At 46.4% G+C, this 12,856-nt stretch carries 9 protein-coding genes, 2 pseudogenes and 1 riboswitch; of the genes and pseudogenes, 9 read left to right on the top strand and 2 right to left on the bottom strand.

Features of this window, described 5'->3' with window-relative positions; translation table 11 throughout:
• Positions 1–1,749 (top strand): hypothetical protein (locus ABUA47_RS16650; protein WP_349831785.1); only part of this gene is annotated, 1,749 nt, incomplete at its 5' end.
• A gap of 308 nt (positions 1,750–2,057) precedes the next feature.
• Here ABUA47_RS16650 and ABUA47_RS16645 read toward each other — a convergent pair.
• Both ABUA47_RS16645 and ABUA47_RS16640 read right to left on the bottom strand, forming a co-directional pair.
• Positions 2,058–2,492: pseudogene (locus ABUA47_RS16645) on the bottom strand (HTH domain-containing protein); the annotation flags it as partial.
• Between the two features lie 245 nt (positions 2,493–2,737).
• Entirely contained in the window at positions 2,738–3,970 is a 1,233-nt protein-coding gene (locus ABUA47_RS16640) for a Cof-type HAD-IIB family hydrolase (protein ID WP_117945627.1), read from the bottom strand.
• Positions 3,971–4,070: 100 nt separating this feature from the next.
• Positions 4,071–4,270: riboswitch (cobalamin riboswitch) on the top strand.
• A gap of 58 nt (positions 4,271–4,328) precedes the next feature.
• On the opposite strand from ABUA47_RS16640, the gene ABUA47_RS16635 reads away from it, so the two are divergent.
• From ABUA47_RS16635 to ABUA47_RS24990, 8 genes and pseudogenes are all read left to right on the top strand, one after another.
• Positions 4,329–6,344 (top strand): TonB-dependent receptor plug domain-containing protein, encoded by a 2,016-nt coding sequence (locus tag ABUA47_RS16635; protein ID WP_349831783.1) that lies wholly within the window; start codon positions 4,329–4,331, stop codon positions 6,342–6,344.
• 53 nt (positions 6,345–6,397) lie between these two features.
• On the top strand, positions 6,398–7,498 hold the full coding sequence (locus tag ABUA47_RS16630; RefSeq protein ID WP_005831744.1) for a YncE family protein: 1,101 nt from the start codon (positions 6,398–6,400) through the stop codon (positions 7,496–7,498).
• A 5-nt stretch (positions 7,499–7,503) separates the two neighbouring features.
• On the top strand, positions 7,504–8,637 hold the full coding sequence (locus tag ABUA47_RS16625) for an ABC transporter substrate-binding protein (protein ID WP_035448897.1): 1,134 nt from the start codon (positions 7,504–7,506) through the stop codon (positions 8,635–8,637).
• A gap of 81 nt (positions 8,638–8,718) precedes the next feature.
• Positions 8,719–9,747, top strand: coding sequence for an iron ABC transporter permease (locus ABUA47_RS16620; RefSeq protein ID WP_009038149.1), 1,029 nt, complete (start codon positions 8,719–8,721; stop codon positions 9,745–9,747).
• Between the two features lie 233 nt (positions 9,748–9,980).
• Positions 9,981–11,243 carry a carboxypeptidase-like regulatory domain-containing protein gene (locus ABUA47_RS16615; protein ID WP_009038151.1) on the top strand — a complete coding sequence of 421 codons (1,263 nt, stop codon included), beginning with the start codon at positions 9,981–9,983 and terminating at the stop codon, positions 11,241–11,243.
• A gap of 51 nt (positions 11,244–11,294) precedes the next feature.
• Positions 11,295–11,846, top strand: coding sequence for an RNA polymerase sigma-70 factor (locus ABUA47_RS16610; RefSeq protein ID WP_035448895.1), 552 nt, complete (start codon positions 11,295–11,297; stop codon positions 11,844–11,846).
• A complete protein-coding gene (locus ABUA47_RS16605) occupies positions 11,843–12,703 on the top strand; it encodes a FecR family protein (RefSeq protein WP_035448893.1) in 861 nt (286 codons plus the stop codon). Before ABUA47_RS16610 ends, ABUA47_RS16605 begins: the two co-directional genes overlap by 4 nt.
• A pseudogene (locus ABUA47_RS24990) lies at positions 12,700–12,856 on the top strand (carboxypeptidase-like regulatory domain-containing protein); the annotation flags it as partial. The gene ABUA47_RS16605 and the pseudogene ABUA47_RS24990, both read left to right, overlap by 4 nt.

Here is a 12,856-nt window from a genome sequence, read left to right as displayed (position 1 = left end):
ATGAAAATTAACTCATTTCACATAAAGAATGTTCGGGGTTTGAGTGATCATCATGTTGTTTTAGACATGATTCCCAACAAACCTAGTTTATTAGTTGCGCCTAATGGTTCTGGCAAATCTTCATTTGCTTTTGCATTTCAATGGCTAAATCGCCTAAGGATGAAACTAGATGAGGATGATGCATATCAGGGAAATGTGAACAACAAACCATCTATGGTAATTGAAACTTCAGAACCAACAGAATCGTTTTGTGCAGATGAAAACAGAAATACCATCATTAGAAAGTTTGGAATCTATGTAATAAACAATAGTCTTAAGCCTGTTTCCCCAAGATTCATAGATGGACATGCTATGGGTAAAGCACGACTTACTGTTCCAGAAATAACACTCATAGATCACATCCCTAACAATGTCCAAATAGATGATGATTTTGATAGTATATACAATGTTAATCAAGCAACAAATGGATATTACCCTGTTATTACTCAATATATTACAGACAACAGCTTTATGGCATCTTTAGACGATGAGCGTTTAAAGTGTACTCAAAGACCATTAAAGAAAATAGCTAACTTTATAGAGATTACCAAAACTTATACAGGTACAGTTTCAGAGAGACATAGTTATATAGAAACAAACGATTATAATGAGTTGCATAACATTCCTGCTATTGCCTATGCAGAAGGTCTATTTAAAAAAGCTAATCCACAAGATCGGAATGCAAAATTGCTTCTTCGTGCTATTAGACTTATTACTCTATATTATAGAAAAAAGGACGAATTGAGGGGACGAATTGAATATAGTAAATATAAACAACGAGAACAAAATTGCAAAAATCTTTTTGCTACACTTAAACAAACATGGAATAATATTGCGCCACATAAAGAAGGAAATAAGGTTAGTCTTAGAATTAATGATGCTCAGCGAATATCCAACGGAGAACGCGATATAATGGTCTTTGTTGCTAACCTATTTAAAGCAAAGGAAGCCCTTACTAAAGAATACAACATTTTAATTATTGATGAAGTTTTTGATTATCTAGATGATGCAAATCTAATGGCTGCTCAATATTATATCACAAAAATGATTAAAGAAATGAGAGATGAAGGGAAAAATATTTTCCCTATCATTTTAAGTCATCTTAATCCTGATTATTATAATCAGCATTATTCTTTTAAGGATTTGAAAGTTTACTATCTTTGTTCGCTCCCATATCCACATGCTAGTGATAATATGATGAAACTATTGAGAAAACGAAAAGAACTATCAAGAGCAGCAGGACCTGGTTCTGAAGAAGACATATCTAAATATATGCTTCATTTCTATAAAGACTATTCAACAGATATGAGTTCTCACATGACAGGCAGTCTATCGCAATGGGCAGATATAAATGTATTCAAACAGTATTGTATGAACCATTTAGATGCATATCTACAGAATAATGCATATGATACATTAGCTGTTTGCGTGGCATTACGTGAGATTATTGAAAGTAGGGTATATACACAACTCCTAAATATAGAACAAAAGGAAACTTTTTTAAGCAAACATGGGACTCCAAATAAACTTGAATATGCCGAAGAGCAAGGTGTGGATGTGCCAGAAATATATTATCTACTTGGAAATATATACAATGATCCTATGCATGTAGATAACAAGAGTAATAAACTAATAACACAAACACTTTACTCTAGGTTGGAAAATAACACGATAAGAAATATGATTAAAGTGGTAAAAGAGAATGCGTGAGTGAAACTATAAAATCGTAAGAACTTATATATAATTTAAGGAATATTCTATTTTATGCCTTTTCTTTTGGTTGTTCGGGTAGAATATTATACCTTTGTATTGATTTTGTAACATGTTGATTATCAATACTTATTTTGATTCTTGCAACATGGACGCAACATCCGGTGCTAACGCATTGATAGTGAATGATAGTCGATTTCGAGGAAGTGAAGTAAGTTGCAATAGGTGATTTTATAGAAAAAAGAGGCGTGTAATCCATTAAGTTGCACGCCTCTTGTGTTTTTGAATTTCAAGTCAATCTTATATACTTATTTTTCAGTTTGAGGATTAATGACAATGCGCCAATAGCCACCAAAGTCCGCACCTTCACGAGATAAGATACCCATAGACCGCAATTTTGCAATTTGTTTTTCTACGGCACGAGAACTTATACCAATCTTGTAAGCCATAGTTTCGGCTGACATAGGAGGATCGGAAATGACGAAATCGATAATCTTCTGTGCTGTCTTTCCTATGTTTTTAGGGGCATCTGTGCTCTCTCCGAACCTTGTCTCCGAACTTTTGTCGTTTACACCGAACATTTTCGCATTTACACCGAACTTTTCGACCGAACTTTCTTCGTTTGCAGGATACTTTTTGAGGGGACTGTTTACCCTTTCGGCCACTTCTTCTACGGGTATTCTTTCGTTCTTTCCCCAATTCAGATTATAGAATGTAGTGAAGAAAGAAGATGCTTCCGTATTGGCAAAAGCCGACACGGATTTAAGCCATGACTTCACTTTCTTACGTTCCAACATTTCCTTGAAATCATAAGCTGAACATTCCGTTATCAATGTATTGTTGCGTATCTGCATCGTTTTCTTTTTGTTGTTCGGGATAACTCTCTAATATAGTTTACAAAAGTAAGGATAAAACCGAGGAATTGGTTAACCCCCTCGTTCCCTTTTGATTTTCATGCATTTACATTACGTAGTTTATAACAGTTATTTTATCTTTTCTTTATAACACTATTCACTACCCGTATAGAGGAAACCAGTTTATTGGTGGAAGTAAATACGTCCACATTCCACACATGGGATGAACGCCCTTTATGAACGATGGTTGCCACTGCCCTTACGGTATCTCCTTCGTGTGCAGAAGAAATATGATTTCCGCTGACTTGCATTCCCACGACAATCTCATCAGGTTCGCAGATAATCATGGAGCCGAGCCCGGCAACGGTTTCTGCCAAGGCAAGGGTGGCACCGCCATGCAGAATGCCGAAGGGTTGGCGGGTACGGTAGTCGACCGGCATGGTTGCTTCTACGCGCTCATCCGAAGCGTATGTGTATTGAATGCCCAAGTTTCCCATCAATGCGTGTCGTGCCCGTTCGTTCAGTAAATCAAGAGGCACCTCTGCTGCACGCACTTCTGCCAATATTAGTTTTTCTACGGCCAGGGCCACTCCATCTTCTTCATTCGATGCAGTCACATAGTCTGCACAGACCTTTACAGAATCTTGTGAATGTCCCATAGCTACCCCCATGCCGGCCAATTGGAGCATGGTCACATCGCATACGCCATCTCCAACGGCAATGACTTCTTCCCGTGTTACTCCCAAATGCTCTAATAGGGCGCCTAGCGTATTCGCTTTATTGACTCCGCAGGGCACCACCTCTAAAAAGTAAGGCTCGGAACGGAAAGCGTCCAGAGTACCTGCCAGGCGTTTTTCCCAATGTTGTTCCAGCTCTATCAGAGCTTCTTCCTTGTCACTCACCAGCATGCACTTGCAAGGTGCGAAGTCTATGGCAGTAGAGAATTCATCTTCCTTGATTATCTTCAAATTGTTTAGTAGGGCTTCATTCTTTATATATTCATTGTCCGGGCTATCCGTAATGAGGGTATCATTGTGGTAGGTGAAGATGGCAAAGCCGTTCTTGCGGGCTTTCTTTTCCAGATAAGGCAGCATTTCCGGATTGATGCGTCGTTCAAACAATATTTCTCCGTTCTGTGCTTTTATTATCTGGCAACCGTTATAGGAGAGAACAAACCCTCCATAATTGCCGAGTTCGAGGGTTTTGGCTAGTGGCATCAGTCCATAAGTCGGCCTACCGGATGCCAAAACTATGCGCACTCCCATTTGCTGGACCTTTAGCAGAGCAGCTAATGTCCTTTTACTAATTTCTCTTTCATCATTGAGTAGCGTTCCATCTACATCAAGAACCAATAACTTATATTTCATGGCAACTCAATTTTGGGGTCATTATGTTACAAAGTTAAAAAAATGACTGTTAAAACGGTAATATTCGTTTTATTGTTTACTGAAACTTCTTTTATTTATCCTATCTTTGTCCACGTTTTGTTCCGCGTTCTCTATCCGGAGAAGCGGATGAAAAGGGAATCGGGTGAAAGTCCCGAACAGTCCCGCTGCTGTGAGTTCCATGCTCGGTGTATCATACTTGTGCCACTGTTCTTCGGAAAGAACGGGAAGGCGATGTACCGGGAACGAGTCAGAAGACCTGCAAAACAAAGTCGAAAAATTGTCCATTCGAGGAAAGTGGGCAGTGCGCAAATGGTTTAAGATAATCTTCATTTATTCTATGTCAGGAAGGACTAAGGTATTACGGGTCTGTGCTGTTTCATTGGGTGCAAGTATACTCCGGCTCTCTGCCCAGGAGGTGGGGGGAGATACGATTACGGGGAAAGTGCATCAGATAGAGAAAGTGACAGTGACAGCACGCAGGTCGCCCAATAAAGTGACTTCTGCCGTACCCATACAGACAATGTCACGGCAGGATATCAGCCAGCTGGGAATACAGAATATGGCAGATGCTGTACGCCGTTTTGCCGGAGCCAATGTAAAGGACTATGGAGGCATTGGAGGACTGAAAACGGTTTCCATACGCAATATGGGAGCAGCCCATACAGCTGTCAGTTATGACGGGGTGGCGGTGAGCAATTGTCAGGCAGGGCAGATAGATATCGGGCGTTTTTCGCTGGACAATGTTTCCATGCTTTCGCTCGCCATCGGGCAGTCGGAGGACTTGTTACAGTCCGCCCGCTTGTATGCGTCGGCCGGTGTGCTGGGCATAGAGACGGAAAAACCTCATTTTGATGACGGGCGCAATGCCGCTTTTCAGGCACGGGTGCGCGGAGGGTCGTTCGGCATGGTCAGCCCCTCGCTGCGCTGGTGGCAGAAACTGGGCTGCCGTACACGCGTGGCGGTAGATGCCGGTTATATGAGGGCAGACGGTAATTACCCTTTCACGCTGGTCAATGGGAAATACGTGACGGAAGAGAAACGTAACAACTCCGGCATCTATTCCTGGCAGGGCGAAGCTACCTTTTATCATACTTTCAAGGATGACAGCGAACTGGATGTGAAGGGTTATTACTTCTATTCCCGCCGGGGACTTCCAGGGGCGGTTACGCTCTATAATCCCCTTTCCGATGAAACGCTTTGGGATGAGAATACTTTTGTGCAGGCACGTTATAGGAAGCATTTTTCGCCCCGGTGGAGTTTGCAGGCACAGGCAAAGTATAATCATGGCTGGAACCAATATAAGGATGAGGGCAAGGAATATGCCGACGGATATTATCGGGAAAATCACCGGCAAGACGAATATTATATTTCCGCGACCGTTCTCTACCGTCCTTTGGAAGCTTTGACCCTTTCGTTGGCGCAGGATGGGGTGATAAACAAGTTGCGCAACAGTTTGCCGGAATGTCCTTTCCCTACAAGATATACTTCCATCAGTGCCTTCAATGCACGCTACCGGCAAGGATGGCTCACGGCCACGGCTTCGCTGGTGCATACTGCCACTTCGGAGCATGCCGAGAAAGGTACGGTCCCCGATGACTTCCATCGCTTTGCCCCCTCTTTATCAGTCAGTATGCAGCCTTGGCAGGACGAGTCGCTGTATTTCCGGTTGATGTATAAGAGTACGTTCCGTCTGCCCACTTTCAACGACCTCTATTACTACCGGCTGGGCAACCGTAATCTGCGACCCGAGAAGGCAGACGAATATAATGTCGGTATCACATGGAGCAAATCCGGATTGTCTGTGTTCGACTATATCTCCGTTACGCTCGACGGTTACTATAATGATGTGACGGATAAGATTGTGGCTTTTCCCACCACCTATGCGTGGAAGATGGCGAACTACGGCAAGGTGCATGCCGCAGGTGTGGATGCCACTTTGGCGGCAACCGTTCCATTGACGGAGAAAATAAGACTGATTATGTCGGGCGGATATACATGGCAAAAGGCCATTGACCTGACCGATTCCGACGCGAAGAACTATAAGGACCAATTGCCTTATACTCCTCTTCATAGCGGAAACGCGTCCGCCATTGTAGAAACGCCGTGGGTGAATGTGGGCTACTCGGCGGTAGGAGTGGGAAAGCGTTACTATTTGTCGCAGAACATTCCGGAGAATGAGATTGAGGGCTATCTGGAGCATACGATGAGCCTCTCTCATGAGTTTGCTTTGGGCGGTTGCCGGCTTCTGTTGCAGGCCGAGATTATAAATCTGACCGATGAACAGTATGACGTGATAAAATATTATCCTATGCCGGGTCGTTCGTGGCGGTTGACGGGTACTTTCAAGTTTTGAATAATCTATTTATGAACAACAAAAACTAATTATAAACAATAACAACTGTGATTATGAAAGTAAGAAGTTTATTATTCGGTATGCTCTGCATGCTTGCTTTGGGTGCCTCTTTGGCATCTTGTAGTGACGACGATGACGATTCTCTGGATGACGGCGGGTCGAAGGTGACACTGCCGCAGACGCGTGTTTATATTCTGAATGAGGGTGGTTGGGGAGCTAATAACGCAAGACTTGCCTTTTATGCACCCAATAAGGATGCGGATTTCATCAGTGATATTTACCAGACTCAAAACAACGCCAAGTTGGGTGACCTTGGTCAGAGTATGATTGAGTATGAAGATGAAATATATATAGCTGTAAGTGGTTCCAATTATCTGACTAAGCTGAATGCTGCGGGTGTGGAGTTGAAACGTGTTTCGTTTGTAGACGACAACGACCTCAGTGCAGGCATTCGTTATATCGATGCTGAGGATGGATATATCTATGCTTCCTTCTACGGAGGAGCTGTAGCTAAAATCAATGCGAAAACGTTGGAGGTAGTGGATAAATTGACCGGACTTGGCGACAATCTGGAAGGTGTGGCAATCTGCGAGGATATGCTTTATGTGGCGAATAGCTGTACTGCTGATTGGAGCACTTATCACAATGACGTAAAGGTGATAGATTTGCGTACTTTCAAGTTGAAAGAGACGTTGACGGTAGGTTTGAACCCCAATGCTTTGGTTGAAGAGGATGATAAGGTTTTTTTGATTTCATGGGGTAATTATGTTGATATTGGCTATTCATTACAGATGATAGACCCTGCTGCCAACAATAAGGTGACGGAATTAGGCAGTGCCACCCGTATGTGTGCTACTGATGATATTCTCTATTTGACTTATTCAAATTACACCAATCCTACCGCTTCTTTTTTTACTTATAATATAAAGACTGGAAAGATGGATGAAGCTTCTTTCTTGAAGGATATACCGGAAAAGTTGAAAACTTCTACGATTTATATGTTGGAAGTAAATGATAATAACGGTGATTTCTATATTGGTACTTCTGAATATACCACGAACGGCACCATTTATCGTTTCAAGAAAGACGGTACCTTTATAGAGCAGTTCGATGCAGGAGGTATGAATCCTAATTCTGCTATCTTCTTCAATTAATATCAATGAAAAGAAATAGTTTACTTATCTGTCTGTTCGCAGTCCTGTTTCTTTCCTCCTGCGGAGGAAGGGGCAAGACTGCCTCTGCTTTGGCCAACGGTGACACCATTCCCTTACGTTATGCAGAGAATCTTACCTTAGTGTCCTATCCCGGCTATACCCTTGCCACCTTGCGCAATCCTTGGGATACGTTGCACACGCTACATACCTATATACTGGTCCCGAAAGACCGCGAACTCCCGGCACATCTTCCGGCAGGTACTGTGGTACGTACCCCACTCTCCAAATCAGTCATCTACTCTTCCGTCCACTGCGGACTGATGGATAATCTGGGTGTGTTTGGTAGCATCGGCGGTGTCTGCGACTTGAAGTACATCAAACTGCCCACCGTTCACGAAGCCTGCCGCCGGGGCACCATCGCCGATTGTGGCGACGGTATGAATCCCGATATGGAGCGCATCATCGACCTGCATCCCGATGCCATCCTTCTGTCTCCGTTCGAGAACAGTGGCGGTTATGGCCGTATCGAGAAACTGGATATTCCCATCATCGAATGTGCCGACTACATGGAAACCTCCGCTTTGGGACGTGCCGAGTGGATGCGTTTCTACGGACTGCTCTTCGGGGTTGCGCCACAAGCCGACAACCTTTTTGCTGAAGTGGACAGTTGTTACCAACGCCTCAAGATGCGTGCGCAACTTTCATCCACCTCGTTCTCCGTTGTCAGTGAGTTGAAAAGCGGCTCGGCATGGTACGTGCCGGGAGGGCGTAGCACCATAGGAAGGCTTTTTCAGGATGCTTGCGGGCGTTACGCTTTTGCCGACGATACCCACAGCGGCTCTGTTCCTCTGGCTTTCGAGACCGTTTTCGACAAGGCGGGCGATGCCGACGTCTGGCTGGTGAAGTACAACCGTGACCGCGACATGAGCTATGCTGATTTGGAGGCGGATTATATCGGCTACACCGGTTTCAAGGCTTTCAAGACCCGGAATGTCTATGGTTGTAATACGGCGAAAGTTCCTTTCTACGAGGAGACTCCGTTCCGTCCCGATTATTTGTTATCCGACCTGATACAGATTCTGCATCCCGAAATAGGAGATTTGGGAGGCTTGCGCTATTTTTGCAGACTGAAGGAGTGATGAACACAGAGATACGGAACTTTTGTGAAAGTAATAGAAAACTCTGTGCCTCCGTGTCTTTGTGTGCTAAATAATGTAACTATGAGTAAAGGCTGGAAATATGGTATCGGGTTGGGAGTAGTAATCTTATTGCTTTTTGCGGGCAATCTGCTGGTAGGGTCGGTTTCGATTCCGCCTGCCGATGTTTTCCGTATCCTGCTCGGTGGAGAGGGGGAGAAGGCAAGCTGGAGCTTCATCCTTTGGGAATCCCGTTTGCCCCAAGCGCTGACGGCGCTGCTTTGCGGTGGCGCATTGGCTGTCTGCGGACTGATGTTGCAGACGGCTTTCAAGAATCCGCTGGCAGGACCATCCATTCTGGGCATCAACGCCGGGGCAAGTCTGGGAGTGGCCTTCGTCATGTTGCTGTTTGGCGGCAGCATCACGGCAGGGGCGTTCAGTTTGTCCGGCTTCTTCTCCGTACTGCTTGGCGCATTTATCGGAGCCATGCTGATTATGGCACTTATCCTTTTCTTTTCCACGCTGATAAAGAGCAATATCATGCTGCTGATAACGGGTATCATGATAGGCTACATCGCTTCTTCGGCCATTGCCCTGCTGAACTTCTTTGCTACGGCAGAGGGGGTGCAGTCCTATATGATATGGGGGCTGGGCAACTTCGGTGGAGTTTCCCTACAGCAGATGCCGGCCTTTGCGCTGGTCACCATTGTGGGACTGTTCGGCTCATTATTGTTGATAAAGTCCCTGAACGCCTTGTTGCTGGGAGAGCGCTATGCCGAAAATCTAGGTGTCAATATCCGCCGTGTGCGCAACTGGCTTTTGGTTATCACCGGGCTCTTGACGGCTGTCACCACCGCTTTCTGTGGTCCGGTCGCCTTTATTGGCCTGGCCGTGCCGCATGTGGCCCGCATGATATTGGGGACAGCCAATCACAATTCCCTATTGCCGGTCACCATCCTGAGTGGCGGTGCAGTGGCACTGCTTTGCAATCTGATTTGCGTCTTGCCCGGCGAAGCGGGTATTATTCCCTTGAATGCCGTCACGCCCATTATCGGTGCGCCGGTCATCATCTACGTTATTCTGAGCCAGCGGAAGCCCCAACAATTCAACTAAGCTATTGCCGACAGCTTGACAAGGTTTTGCCTTACTATTGGCAAGACTTTGCCACCGCGTTGGCAAACTTTTGCCATAGGCATGGCAACGTTTTGCCAAACCTATGGCAATGTCTTGGCAAAATTTCTCTCTGATTATCAACGTGCTACTTTTTTTGTATTTTTCTCTCCATTCTATAGGGTTTTATCTTCCTCACCGCTCTTATTAATAGAAACCCCTTAAAAACATGCCTTATGAAAAACTTTGTAGGATTTACACTTGGGTGTTTGTTTGCATTCTTATCTTCGGGTATCACCCCGTTGATGGCGCAGGACGCGGCAGTGAACGAGCTCGTCATCACCGGTACGGTCAAGAACAAGGACAGCAGGAAGAAACTCGAAAACGTGAACGTCTCTGTTGTCGGCAACAATATCGGAACGGTGACCAATGCCGACGGCACATTCTCCTTGAAAGTAGCGGAAGCGGAAGCTTTCCGTGGACTGGAAGTCTCCCATATCGGCTATCTCACTACACACCTCTCTCTGGAAGAACTTGAAAAAACGGGCGAGCTGACCATCTGGATGATACCGGCCCCCAATCTTTTGAGCGAGATTGTGGTCTATGGCAATAATCCCCGCGTCATAGTGGAAGAGGCCATCAAGAAAATTCCAGTAAATTATTCTGGCAATGACAACATGCTGACCGCCTTCTATCGGGAAACCGTGCAGAAGCGCCGCCGCTATATCAGCGTGTCCGAGGCAGTGATGGATGTCTATAAGACGGATTATAACTCCCGCGATGTAGACCGCGACAAGGTGCAGCTGCTGAAAGGCCGCCGCCTGCTGAGCCAAAAGCAGAGTGACACGCTGGCTGTGAAAGTGGTGGGAGGTCCCAATTTGTCCCTTTATCTGGACATTGTGAAGAATGGCGATGCGCTGTTGAGCACGGACAATCTGGACTATTATGAATTCCGTATGGAGGACCCCGTCAATTTGGATAACCGCATGCAGTATGTGGTCAGCTTCCGTCCGCGGGTCAGCCTGATGTATGCCTTGTTCATCGGGAAACTGTATATAGACTACGAACGGCTTTCCTTTACACGTGCCGAGTTTGGCCTGGACATGGCAAATCGGGTGAAGGCAGTGGAGGCCATTCTGCATAAGAAGCCCGTCGGCTTACGGTTCCGCCCGCAGGAAGTCACCTATCTGGTGACCTACAAGCAGCAGGGGGCCAAGACTTACCTGAACTATATACGGAATGTCATCCGCTTTAAATGCGACTGGAAAAAAAGGCTGTTCTCCTCCAGCTACACCGCTTTCTCTGAAATGGTGGTGACCGACAGGACGGAAAGCCCTCTCTCCGGCATCTCCAACAAGAACACCTTCAAACGGAAGCAGGTATTCTACGACCTGGTGGATGAGTACTGGAACGAAGACTTCTGGAGGAACTACAATATCATAGAACCTACGGAATCCCTGGAGAATGCAGTCAGCAAATTGCGGAAACAATCCAATTGATTATCTGATAGTTTTCCTTATATTTGGAGCAACCGAGAAAAAACACCGTGTATGCTGGACGAACTGATGATACTGGCCAGAATAAAGGAGGGCGATATAAAGGCGTTCGAAGGAATCTTCCGCCGGTATTATTCCCCTCTTTGCTGGTATGCTGCGGGCATCACGGGTGATACGGCGTCTGCCGAGGAAATTGTGGAGGAGCTGTTCTACGTGCTGTGGAAGAACCGGGAGCGGTTACAAGTATTCCAGTCCGTGAAAAGCTATCTCTACCGTTCTGTGAGGAATGAAGCCGTGCAGTTTTGTGAGTATCAGGAGGTCAAGGAGCGCTATCGGGCATCTGTCCGTACGGAGTCCGGGCCGGGCTATTCGTCCGACCCCCACGCGCATTTGGAATACGAGGAACTTCAGACCCTCATCCGGCATACGCTCGACAAGCAGCCCCGGCGCCGGCAGCAGATTTTCAGGATGCACCGCATGGAGGGGAAGAAATATGCAGAGATTGCCTTGTCGCTTTCGTTGTCCGTCAAGACGGTGGAAGCGGAAATGACCAAGGTACTCCGAACCTTACGAAATGAAATTGATAATTATATCCGGACACAATGATGGAAGTAGATAAAAAGAAGACAAGGACCGACGAGGCATGGGTACGGCTTTATGCCCGCTTCGAAACGGACTGCCTGCTGCCGGCAGATGCGGAACACGCTTCGGCAACGCACCGCAGGCTTTACCTCAAGTGGGGGAGCGTTTCGGCAGCCGTGATTGCCGGAATCGTATGTTTTGCCGCATGGTGGGCCGTACCGGAACAAGGTGGGGACAGTCGTAGCTTGCTGACGGAGGAGAACCGGGAGAAGCCCACACTGGTCAAGACCCTTGAAGACGGTTCGGTGGTATATCTGGCGCAGGAAAGCACGCTGAAGTATCCCGAACATTTTGCGGAAGACAAGCGGGAAGTGAACCTGCAGGGTGAAGCCTTCTTCGATGTGGCAAAGAAACCCGAGCAGGCTTTTACGATTGAGACGGCGAGGGTGCGTGTGGAGGTGCTGGGCACGGCTTTCAATGTCAGGAGCAATGAAGGGGGGGCCTTCAGCTTGTCCGTGAAGCGCGGGAAGGTGAAGGTGCTGCTGAAACAAGAGGAACAGACGGTCTTTGTAGAGGCGGGAGAAACGGTTATCTTGCAGGGGGGCAGTCTGCTCGTCAGCGAGACGGGGAATCCGGAGCTTTTTGACCGTTACACCAGCAACATCCGTTTCAAGGACGAGTGCCTGGAGGATGTGCTGCGTGCCATCAATAAGGAGTCTGCCGGCTGGCAGATAGAAGCCGCGTCGCCAACCCTGGGTAAACGGCGGCTGACGGTCGAATTTTCGAATAACTCCCCGGAGTCTGTGGCCGAGCTGATATGCTGGACGTTCGACTTGAAGTGTACACGTCAGGGCAATAGACTGATATTGTCGGAACAATGAATTCAATGAAATGCTTCATTCTCCATTTGCCACTCTTCATTTTCTTCCTGGCAGGCAGTGCAAGAGCGGACGGAGGCGATGTGCTGGACCGCATCGTCCGGCTGCCTGGAATGAAGGGAACGGTTTATGCGCTGTTGGGGAAAGTCTCGGAGC

The organism is Bacteroides sp. RTP31139st1_H2_RTP31139_211217 (genome assembly GCF_040227615.1).
GTDB lineage: Bacteria > Bacteroidota > Bacteroidia > Bacteroidales > Bacteroidaceae > Bacteroides > Bacteroides uniformis.
This window is presented reverse-complemented; position numbering and strand designations above follow the sequence as displayed.